The organism is Paraburkholderia dipogonis (assembly GCF_042680985.1).
GTDB classification, from domain to species: domain Bacteria; phylum Pseudomonadota; class Gammaproteobacteria; order Burkholderiales; family Burkholderiaceae; genus Paraburkholderia; species Paraburkholderia phytofirmans.
In genome coordinates this window covers 90,523-115,411 of record NZ_JBHUFR010000023.1, presented here as the reverse complement: position 1 = coordinate 115,411, position 24,889 = coordinate 90,523, and the positions used below count along the sequence as shown (strand labels likewise).

Sequence of the window (24,889 nt, the reverse complement as noted above, 5' to 3'; positions counted from 1 at the left end):
TGATCGAATGCGATATTTTTGTTCTGTCGCCCGCAAGCACGGGATTTCGTGACGCTTGTGACGAGGTCGTGACGGTCAACAAAACCCGCAAAGCCTTGCCAGTAAAGGCTTGTGACAATGTGACAGTTGTGACAGAACAAAACATATAGTCGCCCCCCGAGACTTCATGCTGATCGGGGAGAACTGGTTGAAGTGCTGGTCCTTGGGCCAACCGGACCATGCCGGCCACGGGTGTCACAAACGCCACAATGTCACATCCGTTGTGTGATACCGGCTTACGCTGTCACGGTTCAGCATCGATGCAGTCACGGCCGTCACAGGTGCAGATCCTGCAACACCTCTGGGTCATTTGACGCCGATTGACTCGGATATCTGTGTGGCCTAGGGTTTTTTTGACCATCCTCCGGTTCAGAGACTTGTCGGCCTGGTTACCGTGGTCTGGCATCACGGCCCGAAACTGCGGAGCTGTCCCGCCCATTGATTGCAAGGAGCACGTCATGACGAAGCACGCCCCGTATGAAGACCCCGAAGACAACTATGACGATGGCGTCGATTATGCCGAGGACAATATTAACGATCCCCTGAATCGGCCCGAAGGCGAAGGTACCGGCGATGAAGACGACGACGCGGACGATGACGATGACGATGATCGGGACGATAATGATCAAAACGAGGACTATGCAGACCACGACTGACAGCAGTTCACGGCACGCCATCGACTGTATTCTGCCGGGGGGAGTGAGCGAAATGTGATTTCCATCATCCGCATCACAGGACCAGTGACTTAATCTGCATCAGCTCGTCGCCCGACAGTGCCTCGCTCCGAGCCAAGGGAATCAGAACAGTAAGAAAGTCCTCGGCGGACTCTCGTGGTCGGCGCGTGTGCAGCATGAGCAGAACCTGCTTCTTCCGCTCTGCGAACTCCTCTGCGCTCAACAGGTTGCTGCTTGACAGTCTGTGCAACTTCTCGATCTGCGTGACGAAGTCCTGAGCCGATACGGTTTCGGCTTCATACTTCGCTGCTGCCACAGCGGCGGCTTTCCTTTCCTCGGCGGAGCGTACAAGTCCAGCGTTGATTGCATTCGCAGTCTGGCTGGCGTCGACCATGCCATAAATGATGAGCGGAATTATTAGCAGCCACGCCCCAAAACCGAGCACCACGCCCCCGGCCACCGCAGCGAGAAACATGAATCCGCCTTTCGTTGCATCACCGTTATAGACTTGGCCCGCGCCGACGCAGAAGAGGCTCAGTACGATCGCAAAACCTGGACTCTTGCCCCCCTGAGGCACTGCATTCTCAAACTCCCAAGTCATACGGCAGCCCCGTTATCGGCGGACGCCTTGTCATTCTTATTTGACACAAATGGCCCCTTGCGCGCTTATCGATTTTGATACGCAAGAATAAACCATCTGGTTTTCCGTAACAACCATATGGTTATCACGACAAGTGGCATCTGTCGGACACTGCGCCGATGCCAGAATTGGATGAAAAGAAGGCGTTTGCCACGCGGCTGAAACAAGCCCTTAAGCGCAGCTCGAAGAAAATCGAAACTGCGTCGCAACTTGCTACGCAGTTCAATCTCAGGCACCCCGCAGAGCCGATCACGCCTCAAGCAGCGCAAAAATGGCTCTCGGGCACGGCTCGCCCGACAGTCGACAAAATCAAGACTTTGGCAGATTGGTTGGATGTATCGGAGCAGTGGCTCCGATACGGTGTGACGGACATGAAGCGCTCCCGTCCACCGAGGGGCACTAGGCCAACTGACGAGAAAATTCAACCGACATCAGAAGAACTGGATTTGCTTCGGCAACTGCGCAGCCTTCCAGCCTACCGCCGACAACTCGTCGAGGGAGTTATCGAGCAGTTCAGTCTCGACAGCGAGATCTGGAAGGAGTAGTGGCTTCGCCTTGCTGCGGACCGAAGTTATTGCGCTGCCGTGAGCTTGAGCCCTGAACGCAACGGCGGTGTCGCCTCTTGTTGACCTTTGCGCTGATCGGAAACTTGCTCGATACCTTTCTTCGTCACCTCTTCAAGAAAGGTAAGGCGAGCTCGGTAGTAATCTGCACGCAATTGCGCGTCCAGCACATGTTGCTCGGCCTGAAACAGTTCCATGCGTAAGTCACTTAGGGCACGCTCAGCCTGTTTTTCGGGCGTAGGGGCGTGGCGTACAGCCCAGTTTGTGATCCATCTCTGCATAGTGAAGACCTCCGGTCGACAAGTGCTTTTGGCAGGTATCGAATCACGCTTCATGCCGAAGTGACGCAATGCCATCGGCCCCTACCACGGCAAAAGATTACCAAGATCAGTGCAACACCTGTGTGGCTTTCCGCACCTGTTGCGAAAATGACGCACCGCCCATCCTATGTGCCGGCTTTGATGCTGCGTTGGTCGGCGGCGCCGTCTGCATAGCTGCGTATTCGTATCTATATATAAGAGATTTCCAATTCCAGAAAAGCCAAGACAGACAATGCTCTGCGAGATTTCGGAACCCATGAATTTTTGAAAATTTACGGGTTGGCTAGGCAGTTGCCGTCGGACGTGCCGATGACTGCCATCGGCCATCGCTCAATTTTCGAGCAGCCCCTTGGTACAAGAACAATAGAGGAAGCACCCCGCTTCCGTTCAACCAAGGAGTCACCATGAAAAACGCAGTCGTAAGCTTTCTGTTGGTCGTGTTGATCGAAGCCGTCAGCGCAGTCGCCGCATATCTGAAGGATCGACTGACTGGCAATCTTCGTCGAGAAGAGGATGGGTACGGACCGGACTTCGCCAACTGCTGACCCGCGCCTGATTCTTTCGTCCTGCCGTTCTGGCGGGACCTTTTCACGTTCATTGATTCGCATCGCCCGGTTTCGCCCTGGGCTGGATGCGCTCGTCTATTCAAGGAGTCAAAAATGCACTTGGTACAAAGCATGGCGTACGTTCGGGATACTCCCTGGCATGGCCTCGGCAATCAGTTGGCCCCGAACCAGCCCCTCGAAGTCTGGGCGAAGCAGGCAGGTATGAATTGGCAAATAGAAGAAGCGGAGGTTCGCTTTGTGGCTGGTCGTGATGGTCTCGGAAGTATCCACGCTTTTCCGGAACAGAAGGTGCTGTATCGGAGCGATACGAAAGAGCCGCTGTCCGTCGTGTCGAATCGCTACCAGTGCGTTCAGCCCGGCGAGATTTTGTCCTTCTACAAGGACCTGACGGAAGTCGGAGGCTTCGAGTTGGAAACGGCGGGGGTGCTCAAAGGCGGGCGCAAGCTGTGGGCGCTGGCTCGTACCGGGCAGTCCGTCTCGCTCAAAGGTCGTGACGAAGTGAACGGCTATCTGCTGCTGGCTACGGCCTGCGACGGAACGCTGGCGACAACAGCGCAGTTTACGTCCGTCAGAGTCGTATGTCACAACACGCTCGCCATAGCGCTTGGAGACAACACGAGTGCCATCAAGGTTCCGCATCGCAGCCAATTTGACGGCGAAGCGGTAAAGCGTCAGCTAGGCGTTGCCATCTCGTCTTGGGACGCATTCATGATCCGCATGAAAGCACTGTCCGAGCGTAAGGTTCGACCCACAACAGCCGAAGCGTATTTCCGTCGAGTCCTCACTTACCCGACGAGCGCAGCAGACGGCGGTGCGCCCTTAGCAGTAAACGACAGAGCCATCAAAGCAGTCCAGGAGCTGTTCGCCGGACGTGGCAAGGGCGCAGACATGGCTTCAGCTTCAGGGACCGCCTGGGGGCTTCTCAACGCCGTCACCCAGTATGTCGACCACGAACGCCGATCTCGTAGCGAAGACTCTCGTCAAGATGCTGCATGGTTTGGCGCCGGTGCAACTTTGAAGCAGAAGGCATGGGACGAAGCGGTCCGACTCGTAGCATAGATTTCCTCATATCCACTGCAGCACCAACTGCCCGGTTGAACTTCGGTTCGCCGGGCTTCTTTCATTTCTAGGAGAGAAACATGAGCACTGCAATCAGCGCAGACAAGCCTGTCAAAAATCGGCCTGCGCTTCGACTAATCAACACGTTGAATCTCGATCGAGAAGACTGGCTTGCTGTTCGTAAGAACGGTATCGGTGGTTCCGACGCAGCGGCGGCAGTTGGCCTTAACCCGTACAAATCCATGCTGGAGCTGTGGCTTGAAAAAACGGGGCGTGACGCAGACCTCGACAAGCCTGACCCGAACGACACCACACATCCGGTCTTCTGGGGGACCTTGCTTGAGCCCATCGTCGCTGCAGCTTATAGCCAACAAACAGGCAACCGTGTTCGGAAGGTCAATGCTGTTCTCCGGCACCCCACGGTTGGATTCATGCTGGCGAACTTGGACCGTGAAGTTGTCGGTGCCGCTGACGTGCAGATCCTCGAATGTAAAACAGCCGGCGAGTTCGGGTCCCGGCTCTGGCGTAACGGCGTACCGGAGTACGTTCAACTTCAAGTGCAGCATCAACTCGCCGTCACCGGAAAGCAGGCTGCTCACGTTGCTGTGTTGCTATGTGGCCAGAAACTGGAGGTGCATCACATCAAACGTGACGACGCCCTCATTGCCCGACTTATCGAACTCGAAGCGCGGTTCTGGCAATACGTCGAAAGCGACACGCCTCCGCCCGCTGACGGCTCTGACTCGGCTGATCGAGCGTTGCGTTGCCTGTTTCCGAAAGACGCCGGGAGCACGGTCGACTTCTCCGACGACCGCAGTCTGTCAGCGACGTTTGCTGATCTCGTCACGGTCAGGGCCGAAATCGAAGCCCGAGAACAGCTTGAATCTGAGCTCAAGCAAAGCATCCAGCAGGCAATGGGCGACGCATCCCGTGCGGTCTTCGAGACTGGCGAAGTGTCGTTCAAACGCAGCAAGGACAGTTCCGGCATCCACCTGAAGAAGCTACTCGCCGACCACCAGGAATTGGTATCGCAGTACGCCATCACGAAACCCGGTTCACGCCGGTTTCTCGTCTCAGTCTAGCCCAAGGAGGCAACTATGTTGAAAGGTCTTGCGATCACGCCGCCTGTCATCGGGCGGATCTCGATTGGCCGGGTTGTGGAGAAAAACGGAAAACGTCTGCCCGAGAAGTCGGACGAGTTCCAGCTGACCAGCCAAGTGCAGAATCGAGATGGTTGGGTTCTTCATCCGCTCGACGAAGCGCTCCGCCAGGCCAACGGGGGGGCCAAGCTGAGGGCAATTCCGGTGCGTGTGCTGTTCAACGATCCGGAACTGAACCTTCGAGCGGAATTCTCGATGTTCGACCGGGAAACCGGAAGGCCCATCTGCGTTGGCAATGGCGAGACATGCAAGCGCGTCACAAACGAAGGCGTCATGTCGTTGCCGTGTCCGTCGCCCGATGCTTGTCAATACAGCAACGGCTACTGCAAACCCTACGGTCGGTTGAACGTCGTGATGGGCGAGGAGGATGAATTGGGCTCCTTCATCTTCCGCACCACGTCATTTAACTCGATCAGAACCGTGGCTGCGAGGCTTCGCTACTTCAGCGCAGTGTCAGGCGGTTTGTTGTCGACGATGCCACTTGAACTCAAGCTCAGAGGAAAATCGACGACCCGGAGCTACCGCTCCGCAATCTACTATGTCGACATCCTTGTTCAGTCGGGGCTGACGTTGGAACAAGCTATTGGTCGTGCCCGGGAACTCGACAGCCAACGCAAGGCCTCGGGCTTCGATCAGGCTGCGCTTGATGAGGCGGCCAGGCTGGGGTTTGGCAACGGTGCGTTCGAAGAGTCGGGCGAAGACGTGCCTGCTGTTGTGGAAGAGTTCTATCCTGAAGCGGACGGTGTGCCTGAGCCTTCGGTCGAGTCTGGCAACGGCGTTGTTCCGGCCAGCTTGAAGGACAAGCTCGCACGGAAGGCGGCGACGGTGACGGGAGGGGCGCCATGATTCTCATTAAATTAATGCTGCTGCTTACCGTTGCGCCGTTTGGGCTTATCGTTGTGGGGTTAGTCTGGCTGTGGCTCGGGCACAAGCTGCTGCGCTGTTTTCTGGGGCGGTAAGGCGTTCCTTTGCTCTTGCCTCGGCAGGGGCTTTTTTAGCCCTCCCGAACGTATCGAGTCCGCCGGTTGGTGCCGCTTTTGAAAAACCTCCGCACTCGCCAAGGCTTTGGCGCCCGCGTACGACGGCAGATTGTTCGAATGCGGGCGGCTCTAGTAAAAGCGCAGGCCGATTAGATATACCCAGCCGCTTGGTTTAGTGACACTCGCAACGCAGTCTCCAGGATTTCCGTCGGATCGTTTGCGTTCAGTGTGGCAGACCCGGAATTCGTGAGAACGACTGTTCCCTCGTGTCGCTCTGCCAGACGTAACTGAACCTTCTCAAGGGTATGTCTGTGACCGTTGGTTAGCGTGGCACAAGCGCTGCGGGTATCCTTGTCACCCTTAATAATAGCCTTAGCTACAACCCCCGGCTCCAACTCGAGCGCATTCACTTGCATGGAGTCAACGACCGTCACTGCTTGTGCGGCATGCTGGAACCGTGTTGCCCAATCCATTACATTGACGTCGATCTGGTTGATTGCAACTTCGAAATCGACAGCCTCAGAAAGACGATTCAGCAATGCTTGAGTACTTCTCGGGGGATTTCTCAGTTCAAGTCCTGGATTTATTGCCATTGCTCTGAAGGAACTCTGCCGAAATTCTACTCGCGGGAACAAGAGCTCTTTGCCGAACGGATCCACGATCGTATCCGTATACTCTATGCGCTCAATGTAACGAGCCTCCAAGTAGTCATCCCTGGCGCGGTCAAGGACGAAACCGTGGGCCGACCTATCATCGAATGGCTTTGCTTTAATCCGCCTAGCGAGCACCCGCATTGATACCGGCCATTCCGAATGGAGCCACCGAAATCTGTTCATTGATCGCCCTCCGCTACGCTCGTCTCGGTTTCTTCCCGTGCTTCTTCCAATAGTTCTTTGAGCACCATCTGTGCAGTTCCCTCAAGGAGTGCCAACAGGCCAGCTTTTTCGGCATCTACGATATGGGTGATTGTTTTACGATGCGTGCCTTTATGCGCTCGAAACGCACCTTGGACAGCGTATTTGAAACCGACCCCTTGCTTGCGATCCTCAAACCCAGCATCGAACTGAATAATATCTGCGGGCTCACTAGCGTGTTCTGAACGCCACGAAATCGACGTAATGAAAAAGCCTCTTGACGTAAGGTCTTTATACTCTTGCGATTGCACGAGGTTATGTCCGCTAAGGGCCATACTGTGAACAACGGCAGCGAACATCTCCGTGCTTGCATCATCGTCTCCAGCGGATTCCAAATCTAACGCCTCGTCCTCCTCGGAGTCTTCTGAGCGGTGAGACGACACCTTCAGGCTCATGACATTCTTAAGCTTGAATCCGGGCAGTGAAGAGATCAACCGGGTGAAAAAGCGAGATCGCAAACCTGGTGTAGTTAAGCCAGTCAGTTCGATACTCTCCTCTTGAATGACCGCCTTCCGCTCTCGCTCCACCCCTTCCTTAATCATCCGGGCGACTCGTTTCGCTTTGTCAGTGGCCGGAAGACGAATGACAGTTTGGCCACCTTGAACAAGAAATTCGATCTCTGCTTCATGTCGCTCACGTTGCAACAGGCGGGCACGTGCATGATTGAATTCGTCATACACCACATTGACAGCAAAGCCCCCTTGCGCCTTCGGCCGATGAATGACCTTCTCACTTGCACCCGCCGCACGCGCGTATTCATCGGCAGCCAGTCGCAATTCTTCCACCGAAAGTTCCGCCCCCAATCGCACGTAAGTCGTTTTTTCACGACGATGGACGGGCTCACGACGTCGAACGATGGCGTCTACATCGTGGTAGCCGTGGGGTAAGATAGAAAGATAGTCCGCCAAGCTCTCGCGGGTCTCATCTGGAGAGCAGAAGATGCCACGATCCCGCGCAAACTCTCGCAATACAGACTCTGTCAGGCGCGGCCTTCCAGAAATGAGTAAGTCATATATATCGTTGTCGTTTGCGCTAAGGTGATCTAGAAACTCGCTCATTCCCACGTCCCCAAGTCAATCGTCGAGTACGTCGACCTTATTTCTGTCATTGGCTCATACCGAATGTTATCTACGTAGCCTCCGAGATCAGTGTAGACGTCAGCGCCAGCCAAGCCTTCAATAAACTGCTGTTGAGCCTTTTGGAATGTCGGGGAAGAGATCGGCGAAGCCCCTAACGTCTTGATCACGACGCTCGTTCTGCTGTCAAGAAGTTCATACTTCCTCAGTGTGTCGATGAGATACATGAACTCGTCCGAAGTCTCACCGGGACGGGAGTAAAACACGACTACCCCCCGATTCGCCCCGCCCCTTGGGTCGCGGTGCTCAAGAATGATGATCGGCGAGGTAAGCGTCTCAAGCGTAGCAGCTTTTGCCTTCTCTGCTTGAAGGTTCGCCCTACGAATCAATTGAGGGTGAAAATATGAGCAGTATTCAGGTGGCGGCAGGTCTGGCACTCTCTTGCCGCGCATTCGCTGAACCTCACTCCTAATGTTATCCAGCCAAAAGATTTCCTTTGGCCCCAGGACGAAAAGTCTTGCCCCCTTCGGGAGCTGCAATTTTTCCGGGTCAATTCCGAGAAGATTCGACTGAAAATTGGCTTCGTATTCCCCATCATGATTGTAGACAAACAGAAGTCCGCAAACTGAGTACGTAACATGTTCATGGACATGAAGTCGTCGCCAGTCGTCACTTCTGTCGGCACAAGCGATCTGTTTTGCCAGGCTTTCGGCAGCGGCTTTCACAGCTGCCTGTTGTATCGTCCCCTTTGCGTAACTTTTCAGGTCACAATGAACATAAGTTCGGAGAGGGGAATACGGCTCATCGTAGTAGTAAACGACATCACAAGGATGAGTCTTAACCTCGTGTCGCTGTTGATCTTCACAAGGCCAGTCGTGGTTCGTCGGCCCAACTTTTTCCCAAAAAAATTCGCTGAAAAGTTCACTCGCAACAAGCTCGGCTTGTCGAGCGATATGGTCATTCTCTGGCATGCAGCTTGTTCCTTTTGTTTTTGATTGACGCTTGCTTTATCGAATTGCCGTTGCCCGGCCCTTATTACGCCCACTCCGCACTCAGCTTCTCAGCCTGCTGAAGCGCCATCTACACCGCCTCTTCCTCCTGATCTCGCGGGTGTTTGTACTTACGTAAGATCCGCTTTACTATCAGTCGAAGCTTCGCTCACACACTTTCCCGCACCGCCTATTCGACGCTGACATTCTGGCCCGGCTGGCTCTTCACTGAGGCGAATGGATTGTGGGGTTCGACGTGGCCAAACTCGACACCGAAGTTAGCACCCATTGAGGATCTGCGAGCCATATCAGTTTCAGCCGCCATGTAGCGTTGCGCCAAGGGCAAAGGCGCCGGCCACTAGCGCAGCTATTGCGGCGAGGAAGCTCCAGAGTTGTGCCGCTTTCATGCTGCCAACAAGCTGGCCTATCGTCAGCTCCGCTGGGTTTTTCGCAGCCGGCCTCGTCTGAGGTTTTGACAATTTTTGCTTCCAACTCGAAAGGACACCGTTGAATTCCGTTGTCGATAACGCGGAGACATCAGGCTTGACTGATTGAACATACCAGTCATAACCGGGCTCAAGGAGCCCCTCCATGCATATTCCTTGCTCGACGATTATCATCAACGGGTGACCACGGCTGTATGCCATGGCGGCTTCAATTTGATTCCACGGCGTTGCAAATCTGACGTCGGCGAGAAGCGTTTCCTTAAGGCCACCACGCCTTTCTATTCCAGATGGAAAGTACTTTCGCTCAAGGGCGATCACGACGGTGCCGCAGCATTCGTCCAGAAGTGCTGTAACCGTCTTCAGAGGCGCATCTGCACTGAAGGTGTTCCGACCAACTGTGTGCGGGATGAGACCTTCGCTGCGGAGCCGATCCTCGACGGCGCGGACGAATGCTTCCTGTTGCTCGGTCGCTGTTCCGCCAACGCTCACAAACACGTTAAGTTCATTCACCTTGATTTTTCCGTCAGGGTGGGGAAACGCGTTAGCTCCGTAGCGAGATACCGGATCCCAGTCTAAGCTCAAAATCTGGTTCTGCAAGGATGCAGGCTGTTCGTCGCTTTCAATTACGCTACTGCCGGCAAGCTTTTTGGCTCGCTCTGCCGGATAGATGGACATGATCCCGCGGGCGATCTCAGCGGCTGTGCCTAGTGTCCGGATCCCCCTGAAGGCGCTCTGAGACACTTTTTCGGAGTTCGAATTTCAAAAATTCTCCCCGGAAAGCAGGTTCGCTGAATGAAGTTCGTATAATCAATCCATTTATGATAATCGGGGCGAGCTTCGGCAGCAAGGCCATGCTGGCAGCAAGATAGACGGCACTCTTGGAAAAACCTCGCCTAGGCAGGCGATTTATCCGCAACATCACGCATAAGACAATCTATGGCGATCAAAAAATCCGAACTGTACAGCTCCCTCTGGAAGAGCTGCGACGAACTTCGTGGCGGCATGGACGCCTCCCAGTACAAGGACTACGTGCTGGTCCTGTTGTTCGTCAAGTACGTTTCCGACAAATATGCGGGTCAACCGGACGCCCTGCTCGACGTCCCTGACGGTGGCAGTTTCTCCGACATGGTTGCCCTGAAGGGCGATAAGGAAATTGGCGACAAGCTCAATAAGATCATTAGCAAGCTCGCTGAAGCAAATGATCTCAAAGGCGTAATCGACGTAGCCGACTTCAACGACCCCGATAAGCTCGGCCGGGGCAAGGACATGGTTGATCGCTTGTCCAATCTCGTTTCCATCTTCGACAACCCCGCTCTCGACTTCAGCTCGAACCGGGCGGAAGGCGATGACATTCTCGGCGACGCATACGAGTATCTGATGCGTCACTTCGCCACGGAGTCAGGAAAGTCGAAGGGACAGTTCTATACCCCGGCAGAAGTGTCCCGCATCATGGCGAAAGTGATCGGCATCGATAGCGCTACGAGCTCCGACCAGACGATCTACGACCCGACATGCGGCTCGGGATCGCTGCTCATCAAAGCTCACGATGAGGCTAAGGGCTCTGCTGGCGTCGACCTAACAATCTACGGCCAGGAAATGGACAACGCCACGTCCGCACTGGCCAAGATGAACATGATCCTTCATGATTGCCCCACGGCGGAAATCTGGAGGGACAATTCGCTATCCAGCCCCCACTTCGTCCAGCCGAACGGGTATCTCAAGACCTTTGACTTCGTCGTCGCAAATCCTCCGTTTTCGACGAAGGCTTGGAGCAACGGTTTCGATCCGGCCAATGATCTGTATCATCGATTTGACTACGGCACTCCCCCAGAAAAGAACGGCGACTACGCTTTCCTGCTTCATATTCTGACCTCGCTAAAAAGCACGGGTAAGGGAGCGGTGATTCTGCCGCACGGAGTTCTGTTCCGGGGCGGTGCGGAAGGTGTCATCCGGAAGCGAATCGTGCAGCAGGGTTACATCAAGGGCATCATCGGTCTCCCGGCTAACCTCTTCTACGGGACGGGCATTCCGGCTTGCGTCATTGTTCTCGACAAGGGACACGCTGCAGCCCGCAAGGGCATCTTCATGATTGATGCCAGCAAGGGCTACGTGAAGGACGGCAACAAGAATCGCCTGCGAGCCCAGGACATTCACAAGATCGTTGACGCATTCAACAAGCAGACCGAAATACCGAAGTTCTCGCGGCTTGTGCCCGTTTCGGAAATCGCTGACAACGACTTCAACCTCAATATCCCGAGGTATATCGACAGTTCCGAGCCCGAAGATCTGCAAGATATCGCAGCTCACCTGCTCGGCGGTATTCCGAACCACGACATTGACGACCTCGCCGGCTACTGGGAAGTGCTGCCGAATGTCCGGTCGGCTCTGTTTGGCGCTACGAATCGGGCTGCCTATAGTGAACTGAAAGTTCCGGCGAGCGAGATCAAGGCAACAATCTTCGGCCATGCGGAGTTCGAGTCTTTCATAGAAACGGTGCATTCCCACTTCGATGAATGGAAGGAAGGAAACCACTCGCTTCTCAGCGGCATCAAGGTTGGGGACCATCCGAAGGCATTGATCGAGACCATCTCGGAAAGCCTGCTCGACACGTTCAAGGCCGTACCGCTTCTCGATGCCTATGACGTCTACCAGCACTTGATGACGTACTGGGCTGAGACAATGCAGGACGATGTGTACATGTTGGTTCATGATGGCTGGACTGCACTGGCCGACGGCAAACCGAACACAGATCTGATGCCGACTTCGCTTATCGTTGGTCCCTACTTCAATGAAGAGGCGAAGGCCATCGAACAGCTCGAGGCTGAGCGAGATGCTATCTCCCGCCAGATGGAAGAGCTTGACGAGGAACATGGCGGTGAAGACGGGTTGCTGGCCGATGCCAAGACCGAAAAGAGCAAGCTGACAAAAGTCACCGTCAAAGCCCGCCTGGCCGAAATCAAGAAGGATTCAGATGCTGCCGATGAGCAAAAGCTTCTGAACAAGTACCTTGAATTGATCGAGCTGGAGGCTGCGGCGAGCAGGAAAGTGAAGGATGCACTGAGGGCGCTGGATGCCAAGGTTGCTGCCCAGTACAGCAAGCTGACCGAAGACGATACCAAGACGTTGGTCGTGGACGACAAGTGGCTTGCTACGCTCGCCGCAGACGTCCAGACCGAGCTTGATTGTGTATCACAGGCTCTGACTGACCGTATCAAGGAGCTGGCTGACCGATACGCAACACCACTGCCTAAGCTGACCGATGAGGTTGACGCACTCGCCGCCCGTGTCGATGAGCACCTGAAGAAGATGGGGTTCGCATGCAACTGAAGCCGGGGTACAAACGGACCGAGGTGGGAGTGATTCCCGATGAATGGGAAGCCGGCAGCCTGGCGCTGTTTTGGGGAGTGACCGACTGTAAGCATGTTACGGCACGGTTCGTCAGTTATGGGATTCCGATTGCCAGCATTGGAGAGGTACAAAGCCGATTCGTAGATCTGCGGAATGCCAAGCAAACGACAGTAGGATACTACTCGCTACTCATTGAGGGAGGACGAAAACCTCAAGCTGGCGACCTAATCATGAGTCGAAATGCTACGGTAGGCGAACTCGCCCAAGTTAAGGAATGGCATCCACCATTCGCAATGGGGCAGGACGTTTGCCTTTTACGAAAAAAGAGTCCAGTACACTCAACTGACTACCTTCAGGAAGTATTCAAGTCCTCTATTATTGCTGGACAGCTGGATAATTCAATGGTCGGATCGACCTTCAAACGGGTTAATGTCGAACAGATCCGAAACTTTCAGGTTCCGATGCCGCCCCCCGTGGAGCAAGCGGCCATTTCTGAGGTCCTGTCTGACGTCGATGCCTTGATCTCATCGCTTGGTCAACTCATCACCAAAAAGCGTGACATCAAGCAGGCCACGATGCAGCAATTGCTCACGGGTAAGCAACGTTTGCCGGGGTTTAGTGGGAAGTGGGTGGTGAAGCGCTTGAAAGACGTTGCACCGCTCCAGCGCGGTTTCGATTTACCAACTTCAAAATTGCAACGAGGTGGCTACCCCGTCGTTTACTCTAATGGCATGCTCAACAACCACTCAGACTATCGGGTTACCGGCCCTGGCGTAGTTACTGGTCGGTCCGGAACAATTGGGAACGTTACCTACGTAGAGGGTCACTACTGGCCTCACAACACCGCTCTGTGGGTTACCAATTTCAAGGGGAATGATCCACGATTTATTTTTTATCTGTACAAGCGAATTGGCTTGGATAGGTTTGCAACCGGTTCGGGTGTGCCCACACTAAACCGAAACGATGTTCACGCATTCGAGGCGCAAATCCCGGCGACAAAGGAAGAGCAAGCAGCCATCGCCTCAGCCCTCTCTGACATGGACGCGGAAATCGCAGCGCTCAAACAAAAACAAGACAAAACTCGTGCCCTGAAGCAAGGCATGATGCAGGAACTGCTAACTGGGAAAATTCGCCTCCTATGAGCACTGTCGGCCAAATCGAGAAGAAGACGCAGGAACGTGTCGTTCAGTTGTTCCGGGACTCGCTGGGGTATGAGTATCTCGGCAACTGGATCGACCGTGTCGGTAACCGGAACATCGACCACGCCCTGCTGACTAGCTTCCTCAAGCGGCGTGGCTACGACGACGCCCTCATCGCCCGTGCAATCCATCTTCTCGACAAGGCCGCTGGCGACCAGAGCAAAAGCATCTATGACCGGAACAAGGCTATATACGAGATGCTCCGCTATGGAGTTCAGGTCAAACCAGAAATTGGTGAACAGGTTCAGACGGTATGGCTCATCAACTGGAAGCAGCCTCTCAGCAACGATTTCGCCATTGCCGAGGAAGTGACTGTCAGTGGTGCCGATGCGAAGGCCAGCGCAAAGCGCCCAGACATCGTGCTGTATGTAAACGGCATCGCTCTAGGCGTGCTTGAACTGAAGAGATCCACCGTCTCGGTTTCGGAGGGCATCCGACAAAACCTTGACAACCAGAAGAAGGTCTTCATTCAGCACTTCTTCTCGACCATGCAGTTCGTCATGGCGGGCAACGACACTGAAGGCCTGCGATACGGGACAATCGAAACGCCGGAGAAGTACTACCTCGCCTGGAAGGAAGACAGTCCGATCGACAATTTGCTCGACCGTCACGTCACCCAGGTTTGCAGCAAGGTTCGCTTCCTTGAGTTGATTCACGATTTCATCGTGTACGACGCAGGTATCAAGAAGCTCTCCCGGCAAAACCAGTATTTCGGGGTGAAGGCGGCGCAGAGTCACGTGAAGCGTCGGGAAGGCGGCATCATCTGGCACACACAGGGCTCGGGCAAAAGCCTCACGATGGTCTGGCTGACAAAGTGGATTCGGGAAAACGTCAAGGATGCCCGTGTCCTCGTCATCACCGACCGGACAGAGCTTGATGAACAGATCGAAAAGGTCTTCAAGGGCGTCAACGAGGAAATCTATCGAACGAAGAGCGGCGCCGATCTGATTTCAAAGCTCAATGCTACGACACCTTGGCTGCTCTGCTCGCTGATCCACAAGTTCGGCGGCAAGGAAGATAGTGGCGACATTTCTGCGTACGTCGAAGAGCTAAAGCGAGCGCTTCCGGCCGACTTCCGAGCGAAGGGCGACATCTATGTTTTCGTTGACGAGTGCCACCGTACTCAATCCGGAGAATTGCACAAAGCGATGAAGGCGATCCTGCCGAATGCGATGTTCATCGGCTTTACCGGCACTCCACTGCTCAAGGCCGATAAGGCCACGAGCCTCGAAGTCTTCGGAACGTACATTCATACGTATAAGTTCGACGAAGCCGTTCGTGATGGAGTGGTCCTCGATCTCCGCTATGAAGCCCGCGACGTCGACCAGCACATCACGTCGCCGAAGAAGATCGATCAGTGGTTCGAGTCTAAGACGAAGGAGCTGACGGACCTTGCCAAGGCACAGCTCAAGCAGAAATGGGGAACCATGCAGCGGGTGCTCTCCAGCCAGTCTAGGCTCGAGAAGATCGTTGCCGACATTTTGATGGACATGGCAACGAAAGACAGGCTGATGAGCGGCCACGGCAACGCCATGCTCGTGTCTGGCAGCATCTATCAGGCCTGCAAGTATTATGAGTTGTTCAGCAAGACCGACCTTGCAGGCAAGTGTGCGATCGTTACCAGCTACAAACCATCAACAGCGGACATAAAGGGGGAAAGCACTGAAGGGACGACTGAGAAGCTGCGCCAGTACAAAATCTACAACGAGATGCTGAACGGTCATGATCCTGACTCGCTCGAAAAAGACGTCAAGAAGAAATTTATCGACGAACCGGGACAGATGAAGTTGCTGATCGTCGTCGACAAGCTTTTGACTGGCTTTGACGCGCCTTCTGCAACCTATCTGTACATCGACAAGCAGATGCGGGATCACGGTTTGTTCCAGGCAATCTGCCGTGTGAACCGACTCGATGGCGACGACAAGGAATATGGTTACATCATCGACTACAAGGACCTATTCAAGAGCATCGGTAGCGCTGTTCACGATTACACGGCAGGTGCACTCGACGGCTACGACAAGGACGACGTTGCCGGACTGCTGGAGGATCGCCTGACCAAGGCTCGTGAGCATCTCGAAGAAGGTCGTGAGGCCATCAAGGCTCTTTGCGAACCCGTTGAAACGCCCAAAGACACGGCGGCGTATCTTCGATATTTCTGTGCCAAAGACTCCGGTAACGCCGCGCAGTTGAAAGAGAACGAGCCGAAACGCCTCGCCTTGTACAAATTTGCAGCAGCCTTCATACGCGCTTACTCCGCCGTCGCCAACGATCTCGACGCGGCAGGCTATACATCGACAGAAATTGCCGATTTGAAGGAGGAGACGAGTCACTTCGAAAAGGTTCGCAACGAGGTCAAACTCGCCAGCGGAGACTATATCGATCTCAAGATGTACGAACCGGCCATGCGCCACCTGATTGACACCTACATCCGAGCTGACGACAGCGAGACGATTTCCGCATTCGATGATATGTCCTTGATCCAGCTTATCGTTGAACGCGGCGCCGGGGCTGTAGACAAGCTTCCAAAAGGGATTCGTGAGAGCAAGGATGCGGTGGCAGAAACAATTGAGAACAACGTTCGTAAGCTTATCATCGACGAGCAAGCCATAAATCCAAAGTACTACGAGAAAATGTCCGAGTTACTCGATGCTCTGATCGAGAAACGCAAGGCTGATGCCCTTGCTTATGAGGAGTATCTCGCCGAGTTGGTCAACCTGGCCAAGAAGGCAAAAAACCCGACGTCAGGGTCTGCCTACCCTGCTTCGCTGAAGACCACCGAGCAAAAGGCCCTGTACGACAATCTGGACAAGGACGAAGCTCTCGCAGTGAACGTCGATCACGCGGTTCTGGTTGCCCGTCAGGACGACTGGCGAAGCAACACAATGAAGACCCGGAAGATCCGCAACGCTATTAGGTTGGTCTTGGGCGAAGACGATCAACGGATTGATGCAATTCTCGATCTCGTGAAGAGCCAACATGGTTACTGAGCTTCACCACAAGATAAAGGTGAGCGGACTGTCGGTCGAAATCGTCCGCAAGTCGATCAAGAACTTGCATCTCGGGGTCTACCCCCCGAACGGACGAGTGCGCGTTGCCGCGCCGCTCTCAGTCAGCGACGACGCGATTCGCCTGGCGGTAATCGGAAAGCTCGGGTGGATACGGCGGCAGCGAGAGAAGTTCGACGCCCAGCCACGGCAGTCTAAGCGGGAGATGGTCAGTGGCGAAAGCCATTACTTTCAGGGGCGTCGCTACCGCATCCGAGTTGTCTATCACGACAGCCCAGCAACGGTCGTACTGCGCAACAAAACCACGATGGAGATCCAGGTCCGGCCGGGGACGAACGCCGAACAGCGTCTCAAAGTCGTCGAGCGTTGGTACCGAGAGCAGTTGAAGGCGGAAATTCCCGCGCTGCTGGAAAAATGGCAACCGCTGCTGGGTATCAAGGTTGCTGCGTGGGGCATCAAAAAGATGAAGACGAAGTGGGGTAGCTGCAGCATCGATGCCGGCCGTATTTGGGTGAATCTTGAACTAGCGAAGAAGCTGCCCCAATGTCTCGAATACATTCTCGTTCATGAGATGGTTCACTTGATGGAGCGCCACCACAACGATCGCTTCATGGCGTTGATGGATCGTCATTTGCCGCATTGGAGAGCGCACCGCGAAGAGTTAAATCGAGCGCCATTGGCACACGAAGACTGGTCCCACTAAGCGGACTAGAAAACAAACAGGCACTTATGACCACCCCGTCGAACATCGATCCGGCCACGATCCAAGCATATCGTGAAACACACTTCTGCGTCGAAAGCGCCCCGCCAATTACCTTGCAGGTCGGCCAGAAGAATGAAGCCCTCGCTGCCCTGCACAGAGACGAGGGCGTTGTGTCTAGCGCCTTCATTACTGCGTGGAATCCGTACAGTAGACGGTGTAGTGATGAGGACAATGCCAAACGGCAGGAAGCCCTCTCGCATGAGCTTCGTCAGCTCGGTCTGAAATTCGTTGACGGTCTAGGACAACATCCGACGGACCATTGGGGCGAACCGAGTCTTCTCGTGTTAGGGATTTCGCTTGAAGCTGCGATGGCGCTTGGCGAGCGGTACGAGCAGAATGCGATCGTTTGGTGTGGTGCTGAAGCTGTGCCGGAGTTGGTGTTGCTTCGGTAAGGCGAAGATAAGTGACGCCGGGCTCATGCTTTTTCCGAAGCAGGAGCTCCTGAACAACAAATGCGCTAAACATTGCAGGTGACTTGAGCGATCGGCAGAATAATTTGATACTAGCCACGGTAGAGAAAGATACGCCCGCCCGTAGACAAGTGGTTGGGCCAACCAGACGTCCACACATGACGAGGATGAAGACCATGACAAACGACGCCGTGCGACAAGAGTTGGAAGCGTTGATGAAAGGTATGTCTGAGGAAGAGAAGACGGCGTTCGCACAGAAACTCTATGCTATGGGGTTGGAGAGGTCGGTAGCGGGCAAGACCTAAGTCAAGAAAATATACGCGTCTTAAATAACACCAGAGCGGTAATAAAAAAGAGAACGGAAAGTTGAGTTCCTATCAACGACATTCCATGGACTACATCAATGCTTCCGGTTTTTTGCATGCAGAGGCGATTGCTCTTTGTAGCGTGATGCTCCGTGAGCCACACCCTGCACTTTTAATCCGCACATGCTGAATCACTTCGAGTGAAGTATCCGAGGTGGGAATCTAATTTAATCTCAACGCAAAACCTGTATGAGCTACAACCCGAAAACAATAAGTGAAGTTGTATCCGAATTCGTCAATCGCACTACATTTTTGCCTGCCATGCAGCGAGAGTATGTATGGGATACCGACGGAATCGAGAGATTGTTCGATTCCCTAATGGGAGATTTTCCTATCGGTGTCTTCCTTTTTTGGAAGATTAGGGAAGAGAATAAAAATCAATGGGCCGCTTACGAATTTATTCGGGAATTTGACCAAGAGAATCCGCACAACAAAGAGGCGAATCTTAACGGTATTAACCAGGATATCTATCTGGTCCTTGATGGTCAACAACGATTGACATCTCTTTTTCTTGGGCTAAAGGGCTCGTATCGCTACTTCTATTACAAGTGGAACAAAACTAAGCTTTATCTGAACTTGCTTAAAGCTGCCGAGAAGGGCGACAATCCCGAAGAGCTGACCTATGACTTCAAGTTTAGGAGCAGTTCTGAACCGGATCCGCGGGATCCTTCCCCGCAGCATTGGTATCTAGTGGGCGATATTCTTAATTTTGATGACGCGGAAGATGCCAAGAAGAATGTTAAGACTCAACTCGCCGCATTCTCCGAGGACCAAAGGGATAGCGCTAATGCGTTGATCGGAAGGCTGCACTCAAAGATCCATACTGCACGCCTACTTAACTACTATGAAGAAAAGTCGCAGGACTATGACAAGGTCGTTGAAGTCTTCATTCGGACAAACACTGGCGGCAAGAAGCTAGAATACAGTGATATTTTGCTATCCGCTGCTACTGCAAAATGGCGATATCTTAATGCGCGTGAAGAGCTTCACTCTTTTACAGACGAAATTAACGCTATAAATGGAGGCTACTCTTTCGGCAAGGATTTTGTTCTTAAATCCTGCCTGTACCTGACGGAAGGTCTACCGATTCAATACAAGGTCAAAAATTTCAATAGAATCAATCTTGAAAGAATTGAGGACAATTGGGAAAACATCAAAGCTTGCGTCGGCACGACAGTCAATCTGATTGGCAAATTTGGGTACAGTGATAAGAATTTGGTTTCAAAAATAGCATTGCTTCCAGTTGCTCTATATATCGGCCTGTCGGGAAACAAAGGTTCCGTATCGTCCACGAATGCTACTGATGTCGCTAACCAAGTGCGTATCCAGAAGTGGTTGGCGATGACGTTGTTGAAGAATGTATTTGGTGGATCGTCGGACACGACTCTGAGAAATCTTCAAGAAGTGTTCAGCACAGTCTCCGATCTGAGCACATTCCCGTATGAGGCTCTGAATAGGCGCCTCGGCGTCGAAACTCGCTTCTCAAAAGCTGAAGTCGAGAATTTGCTGGGAATCAATTACTGCACGAAGTACAGCTACTTAATCCTGTCGCTTTTATACCCTGACAGAGATTGGAAAGATAACGCCTACCATGAAGACCATATCTTCCCGAAGTCGGAATTCACCGAGGCGAGGTTGAGACACCGCGGATATGATGAGGCGAAAATAAGGAGCTACCTACAGAGCTTCAATTCGCTCGCAAATCTCCAGCTACTAACAGCGAGTGAAAATCTCGAAAAGAACGCAACACCGTTTGATGAATGGTTGCCAGGCAAGGACGCAAACTTCAAGGCCCGGCATCGCATTCCTCAAATGCAGTCATATAGCTTTGATAATTTCCTTGAATTCATTGAGATGCGATCTGCGTTAATTGCGGAGCGATTGGAACAGGCGTTGTTTTAGCTACATTCGTTGGAAAAAAGTGAATTTACGGGAACCATACGCAATGAACAATCCGTGGTCAGAAACGTTGATCGAGCAAACTCGGGGCGCTCTGCAGTCGTTGCCTGTAACGCTGGATGGCAACCTGCATTTGAAAAATGCCGATGATCGCTTCGGCCACATCGGTTTGAGGGACTTGATGACGGGCACCCTGACAGTGACAGACAAGAGAAGTGGTGAGACACATCTCTACGGGTCCGTTGACGACCTGATCGCCGCCGGCTGGGCTGTTGACTAACGAAGGGAAGAAATATGCAAACCGTTGCGGTTCTGGAACTTCGAAACAACCGGACTCTCACCGAATCAGGGCGACCGGGCCACCGAGATTGCCGTCATTCTTTTGCGTGACGGACAGATCGTCGACCGCTATCAGAGTTTGATGAACGCGGGCAGGCGCATCCCATCCGATGTCGCTAGCCTGACGGGCATCACGAACGAGATGATTGTATTGGCACCTTCCGTGTCGAAGGTGATGCGTGAAGCAGCCCTGTTCGTCGGCAAACATCCCGTCGTGGCTCACAACGCGGGTTTTGATCGAAGGTTTTGGCAGACTGAGCTGGCGCTTCTGGGGATGTCAGCAGAACATTCTTTTGCATGTACGATGCTCGCGGCGAGGCGTATTTACCCCCACGCTCAAAGTCACCGTTTATCAAGCCTGGCGGAGTTGCTGCGATTGCCGAACTCCGGTCGTGCACACCGGGCGATGGTCGACGCTGAGACGACAAGTCACCTATGGTGTCGACTACAAGCCGACATCGCTCAGCAATACGGGCTGGCTCGGGTCGACCACACCGTCATCGCTCGTGTGCAGGTTACCAGTAAGGCGAAGGTTCCGACTTTCCTGCAATCGCTGTGTGGACGACAAGCTCTGACTTAAGCGGCAAACCATAGTAAGCCGCGTTCTTTTGCAGGCGAAAACTGATTCAGGAAAGCAAGGCTGGCTGCTCGGAAATGGCCAAGCAGGTTCTGAAGCACGAAGGTGCCGGACGGGCTGGCGGACAATTTGGAGTATGTGGTGTTTCCGGAGCGGGGAGCGATGCCAGCGAGGGAAGCCCCCAGATCGGAACGAAATGCTATGTGACAGCCGTGTCGGTCGTCAGCCGAAATGTGACGGACTGAATCCTTGCCGCCACGCGGTTGTGACGTTGTGACGCTTGTGACAGTGTTGGAGCTGAATTGGCAAAAGATCGCTGGCACCGATCTCCTTTCGACTTCATCGGAATCGATGGCCTGCAGCATATATTTCTACCCGTCACAACCGTCACATTGTCACAAGCCAATGTCGGCGGGGCTTTCCCGTGCTTGCCATCCGTCACGGCGCTGTCACCGCCGTCACCTCTTTCCGCTGCTTTAGTCGGGATGGCTGGCTAGTCCAGCATCCTGTTGTCGCTCTGAAGCATAGCCCACTATCCGCCCGGAGATCCGATAGGCCCGGATCGGGTTTGGCAGGCCTGGCAGTCGAACAGTCGTCGCTGTGTCAGAGCCGCCAAGTAACAGCCCATATCCACGCAACACTCGAGTGACGAGCTTCAGATTCAGGTCAGCACACACACGATTCCGGAAAGGCTCTGCGAGGACATAGAACTCGTCAGTTGCCTGACGGTAATATCCGGCACGCTGAGGAATCGCACGGTACTCGCTCGCCGACTCGTCGCCCATCATCGGGCTGGACTCGATACGCTGAAAACTTGACTGTCCGTACTGCTCGAAAAAATGCTGCACCTGCCTCAGCGCCTGCGCCTCCTCGCTGGAGCCCACGCCGCCGCGTTCTGCGACCCAAGCGTTGAAGCATACTTGCATCGCTGCAGTGGCATCGCCCGGCGCCCAACCTCCAATTCCTGCCTCATTGGCCATCTCGCCCGCAAGAGCCAGCAATGCGAAACGTCGGGCAGCACGGTTGACCTGACCATCTGCATCCGGACGGGCGAACTGACTTTCGAGATGCGTCAACCGGTTCCGCATCGAGTCACGAAAGGCTTCGTATCCGTGCGCGGTCATCTGGCCAGTCAGATAAGCCAGCCACGAATCGCCAGCGACACCATACGTTACCGACGTCGACGCGTGCAAGTGATCTGCCAGAGTCTTACTGGTTTGGAAGCCATGCAGGGTGTCGAACATACCGTGGCCACACCCCGCGTTTGCCGGGATATTCAACAGCCTGACCTCCATCCCGGCCCGCACGGCCTTTCCTGCCGACTCCAAGTGTTGCTGCAACGGAATCTCTCCAGTCGACATAAACAAGAGCCTCCACTGGAGCAGCCGACCAGCGACGCCGTGACGAGTCATACGGATCTTGCCCTGACCGTTGCCCAACATATAAACAGCTTCCCCCGCCTCCTGTGGAGTTGCCTGGTTCATCTCGTCAATCAGCAATACGCAATCGTTTAGGCCAGCGGCGACCGACTCGAGGCCGTTCGAAGTCGAACGCCACGAACGAATAAAGCCGTCCGGTCGACCGAAGACTGAAGCTGCAACCCGCAGTGCCGTTGTTTTGCCAACGCTGCTCGGTCCGACAAGGTGAAAACCGCCGTTCTCAACACCAACAAGAGGCAACAACGGCCCCGCCAAAGCAGCGCACACGGCCAACATCAACCTAGAGTTACCGATGCACAGTCGACTGATCTGGTTGTTCCAGGTATCTAGGGCACCTTGTTGCCCGAAACCGTTGCAAGCAGGGGCCATACCGTCGAGTGCCAAGGCCTCATCAGGCTTACCATACGTCTTTGATGACTGAACGTATGCGCCACCGTGCCAACCTGGAGTTCGTACAAGTTTGTGCGTCTCCAGCGGCATCGCATGTCCGAGATAGTCCTGAAGTTCCAACCAGTTGTAAATGAGCACTCCGCGGTCCATCAGTTCCGCCTTGAGGCTCTGCGCGTCCGTGAATCGGGATCTCGGCAGGACAATCGTGTTCGACGTTCCGTCCGGAGCATGGATCCGTAGCTCCAAGCTCCAACCAGCCCCTTCCTCGTCACGCAATTGACGGACGATCTCCAGCTTCGAACAGACATTGACCCAAAAACTCTTGCTGTCCGTCTTTTTGAGAACCTGAATGGCGTCAGCGGTTATCCGATACTCCTTCCCCGATCGCCACGTAACGCCAGCGATTGTCGTCTCGTCCGCACGGTCCAAAACGACCGAAGTTTGGGCATCCACCGGAAGAACCTCGATCGCCTGTTCGATGGCAGCGGTGATAACCGACGTGTCAAGGCCCAGCGCAGCAACGTCGGCGGCATCCCAGCCCTTCAGCTCGGCAATCTGGTCGTCATATACCCATCCCTTCATGGCGCACACGGCTCGCAACAGCGCTTCGACATTGACGACAGCTATCGGCGTGGTCGGTTCGACCGCGCGGATCTGTGCAGTCACATCCTGTTGGTACTTCAGCCCCGCTTCATCGTTGTCCCGCCAGATGACTACGTCACATCCTGAAAGCGGCGACCAGTCGGACTTACTTGCAGCCCTTGCTCCGCCTGCCGACGTCAGGACCGGCGATTCAGGAAGCATCTGTTGCAATGCCAACGCAGTCTTCTCCCCCTCAACGACGAAAACGGTGGTGCGCTTCTCTGATCCTTTCAAACCGGACAAACCGAACAGCGGGCGAAGCCCAGCCGGCATCTCCGCCTTCCACAAATACTTGCCGTCCGGTCGCTGCCACGCACTGACGGGCCGGAAGGTTTTACTGGCGTCCGATTTCCGGATGCGGAGTACGGAAAAGTACAGCCGAAGGTCTTGATCCACATAGTCATAGCATGCCGCCAAGCTCTCCCCTTGGTACACGAAGGCCTCCGGATTGAGCGGCGGTGCGGCGGTTGGAATAGGCTGAACGAGAACCTTCTCGTCAGATTGACGGGGAACTGTCGTCGCACGATGCGGCGCAGGAAACGAACGAGCGCCACCCCGTTCCAGGTCCATCTTCGCAAGCTCATCGAGCAACCGCTTTGCTGCTTCAGAATTGCTGCACCCCCAGCAAAACGCTGAGAGCGAAATCAGATCACCGCCCGCGCAGCCGTCCACGGCAAAGTCACCGAAGCGACCGGTCTCCCTATTGATTTTGAACGAGCCGAGGCTGGCGTCGTTGCGCTTCGGGTTGAAGGCGACGAACTCCTTGCCACGATATTCACCGTCAAGGCCAAGAACGCCGACGACCACCGCATCGAAATGGTCGAGCGCAAGAGCGGCGATCTGTTCGAAGGGCGGCGACGAAACTGCTGCCGTCAGGTCCTGAATGTCCTTCAGGGTGACGACCTCGATCTGTTGCTCGCCAGAAGGCGTATCGACCCGTGGAATGGCGATATCGCTCATTGCAGGCCTCCTGCGAGAGCAGACAGAGCATGGCGAGCAAAGTCGTCGCCCGGCGTGCTGCGGCGGACGGACTTATCACCGAAAAGAGAGAGATTTCGCGGATGGACCGCGTTCGGGGCCAACGGCC

Annotated in this window: 21 protein-coding genes and 1 pseudogene; 15 read left to right on the top strand and 7 right to left on the bottom strand. The window is 54.3% G+C overall.

Features of this window, described 5'->3' with window-relative positions:
* The first annotated feature begins 497 nt into the window (after positions 1-497).
* On the top strand, positions 498-695 hold the full coding sequence (locus ACFSNN_RS29100; protein ID WP_134457897.1) for a hypothetical protein: 198 nt from the start codon (positions 498-500) through the stop codon (positions 693-695).
* Positions 696-768: 73 nt separating this feature from the next.
* Here the strand turns inward: ACFSNN_RS29100 and ACFSNN_RS29095 are convergent, their stop codons facing one another.
* Positions 769-1,314: a hypothetical protein gene (locus ACFSNN_RS29095; RefSeq protein WP_377690176.1), complete on the bottom strand. Its 546-nt coding sequence runs from the start codon at positions 1,312-1,314 to the stop codon at positions 769-771.
* A gap of 158 nt (positions 1,315-1,472) precedes the next feature.
* Between ACFSNN_RS29095 and ACFSNN_RS29090 the strand changes: the two genes are divergently transcribed.
* Complete coding sequence (locus tag ACFSNN_RS29090) at positions 1,473-1,898, top strand: transcriptional regulator (protein ID WP_134457895.1); 426 nt, start codon at positions 1,473-1,475, stop codon at positions 1,896-1,898.
* A 26-nt stretch (positions 1,899-1,924) separates the two neighbouring features.
* On the opposite strand, the gene ACFSNN_RS29085 is transcribed toward ACFSNN_RS29090, so the two are convergent.
* A complete protein-coding gene (locus ACFSNN_RS29085) occupies positions 1,925-2,113 on the bottom strand; it encodes a hypothetical protein (protein ID WP_377690174.1) in 189 nt (62 codons plus the stop codon).
* A 527-nt stretch (positions 2,114-2,640) separates the two neighbouring features.
* Between ACFSNN_RS29085 and ACFSNN_RS29080 the strand changes: the two genes are divergently transcribed.
* The 4 genes from ACFSNN_RS29080 to ACFSNN_RS29065 all read left to right on the top strand — a co-directional run bounded on the left by ACFSNN_RS29080 (position 2,641) and on the right by ACFSNN_RS29065 (position 5,867).
* Positions 2,641-2,781, top strand: coding sequence for a hypothetical protein (locus ACFSNN_RS29080; protein WP_166799275.1), 141 nt, complete (start codon positions 2,641-2,643; stop codon positions 2,779-2,781).
* A 114-nt stretch (positions 2,782-2,895) separates the two neighbouring features.
* Positions 2,896-3,861, top strand: coding sequence for a DUF932 domain-containing protein (locus ACFSNN_RS29075; RefSeq protein WP_134457893.1), 966 nt, complete (start codon positions 2,896-2,898; stop codon positions 3,859-3,861).
* 80 nt (positions 3,862-3,941) lie between these two features.
* On the top strand, positions 3,942-4,943 hold the full coding sequence (locus ACFSNN_RS29070; RefSeq protein WP_134457892.1) for a YqaJ viral recombinase family nuclease: 1,002 nt from the start codon (positions 3,942-3,944) through the stop codon (positions 4,941-4,943).
* 15 nt (positions 4,944-4,958) lie between these two features.
* Complete coding sequence (locus tag ACFSNN_RS29065) at positions 4,959-5,867, top strand: recombination directionality factor (protein ID WP_377688893.1); 909 nt, start codon at positions 4,959-4,961, stop codon at positions 5,865-5,867.
* Between the two features lie 283 nt (positions 5,868-6,150).
* On the opposite strand, the gene ACFSNN_RS29060 is transcribed toward ACFSNN_RS29065, so the two are convergent.
* The 4 genes from ACFSNN_RS29060 to ACFSNN_RS29045 form a co-directional block, all read right to left on the bottom strand.
* Positions 6,151-6,660: a hypothetical protein gene (locus ACFSNN_RS29060; protein WP_244322812.1), complete on the bottom strand. Its 510-nt coding sequence runs from the start codon at positions 6,658-6,660 to the stop codon at positions 6,151-6,153.
* Positions 6,661-6,833: 173 nt separating this feature from the next.
* Complete coding sequence (locus tag ACFSNN_RS29055; RefSeq protein WP_134457890.1) at positions 6,834-7,973, bottom strand: hypothetical protein; 1,140 nt, start codon at positions 7,971-7,973, stop codon at positions 6,834-6,836.
* The gene (locus ACFSNN_RS29050) at positions 7,970-8,962 is read right to left on the bottom strand and encodes a PD-(D/E)XK nuclease domain-containing protein (protein ID WP_377688892.1); all 993 of its coding nucleotides are present in this window, start codon (positions 8,960-8,962) and stop codon (positions 7,970-7,972) included. Before ACFSNN_RS29050 ends, ACFSNN_RS29055 begins: the two co-directional genes overlap by 4 nt.
* Before the next feature lie 332 nt (positions 8,963-9,294).
* Positions 9,295-10,101, bottom strand: a complete 807-nt coding sequence (locus ACFSNN_RS29045; RefSeq protein WP_208949501.1) for a hypothetical protein — start codon at positions 10,099-10,101, stop codon at positions 9,295-9,297.
* Positions 10,102-10,362: 261 nt separating this feature from the next.
* Here ACFSNN_RS29045 and ACFSNN_RS29040 point away from each other — a divergent pair, with 261 nt between their 5' ends.
* The 9 genes and pseudogenes from ACFSNN_RS29040 to ACFSNN_RS29000 all read left to right on the top strand — a co-directional run bounded on the left by ACFSNN_RS29040 (position 10,363) and on the right by ACFSNN_RS29000 (position 21,334).
* Positions 10,363-12,753: a type I restriction-modification system subunit M gene (locus ACFSNN_RS29040; RefSeq protein WP_134457888.1), complete on the top strand. Its 2,391-nt coding sequence runs from the start codon at positions 10,363-10,365 to the stop codon at positions 12,751-12,753.
* A complete protein-coding gene (locus tag ACFSNN_RS29035; RefSeq protein WP_208949500.1) occupies positions 12,744-13,916 on the top strand; it encodes a restriction endonuclease subunit S in 1,173 nt (390 codons plus the stop codon). Before ACFSNN_RS29040 ends, ACFSNN_RS29035 begins: the two co-directional genes overlap by 10 nt.
* Complete coding sequence (locus tag ACFSNN_RS29030; RefSeq protein ID WP_377688891.1) at positions 13,913-16,960, top strand: type I restriction endonuclease subunit R; 3,048 nt, start codon at positions 13,913-13,915, stop codon at positions 16,958-16,960. The genes ACFSNN_RS29035 and ACFSNN_RS29030 overlap by 4 nt, the downstream gene beginning before the upstream one ends.
* Positions 16,950-17,681: a M48 family metallopeptidase gene (locus ACFSNN_RS29025; RefSeq protein WP_134457886.1), complete on the top strand. Its 732-nt coding sequence runs from the start codon at positions 16,950-16,952 to the stop codon at positions 17,679-17,681. Before ACFSNN_RS29030 ends, ACFSNN_RS29025 begins: the two co-directional genes overlap by 11 nt.
* A gap of 26 nt (positions 17,682-17,707) precedes the next feature.
* The gene (locus tag ACFSNN_RS29020) at positions 17,708-18,133 is read left to right on the top strand and encodes a DUF3293 domain-containing protein (RefSeq protein ID WP_134457885.1); all 426 of its coding nucleotides are present in this window, start codon (positions 17,708-17,710) and stop codon (positions 18,131-18,133) included.
* A 194-nt stretch (positions 18,134-18,327) separates the two neighbouring features.
* Positions 18,328-18,456 carry a hypothetical protein gene (locus ACFSNN_RS29015; RefSeq protein WP_279631138.1) on the top strand — a complete coding sequence of 43 codons (129 nt, stop codon included), beginning with the start codon at positions 18,328-18,330 and terminating at the stop codon, positions 18,454-18,456.
* 249 nt (positions 18,457-18,705) lie between these two features.
* Positions 18,706-20,418: a DUF262 domain-containing protein gene (locus tag ACFSNN_RS29010; protein ID WP_134457884.1), complete on the top strand. Its 1,713-nt coding sequence runs from the start codon at positions 18,706-18,708 to the stop codon at positions 20,416-20,418.
* Between the two features lie 43 nt (positions 20,419-20,461).
* Positions 20,462-20,695 (top strand): hypothetical protein, encoded by a 234-nt coding sequence (locus tag ACFSNN_RS29005; protein WP_134457883.1) that lies wholly within the window; start codon positions 20,462-20,464, stop codon positions 20,693-20,695.
* A 14-nt stretch (positions 20,696-20,709) separates the two neighbouring features.
* Positions 20,710-21,334, top strand: a pseudogene (locus ACFSNN_RS29000) (3'-5' exonuclease).
* Positions 21,335-21,807: 473 nt separating this feature from the next.
* On the opposite strand, the gene ACFSNN_RS28995 reads toward ACFSNN_RS29000, so the two are convergent.
* Complete coding sequence (locus ACFSNN_RS28995) at positions 21,808-24,762, bottom strand: DUF927 domain-containing protein (protein WP_134457882.1); 2,955 nt, start codon at positions 24,760-24,762, stop codon at positions 21,808-21,810.
* Positions 24,763-24,889: the final 127 nt, after the last annotated feature.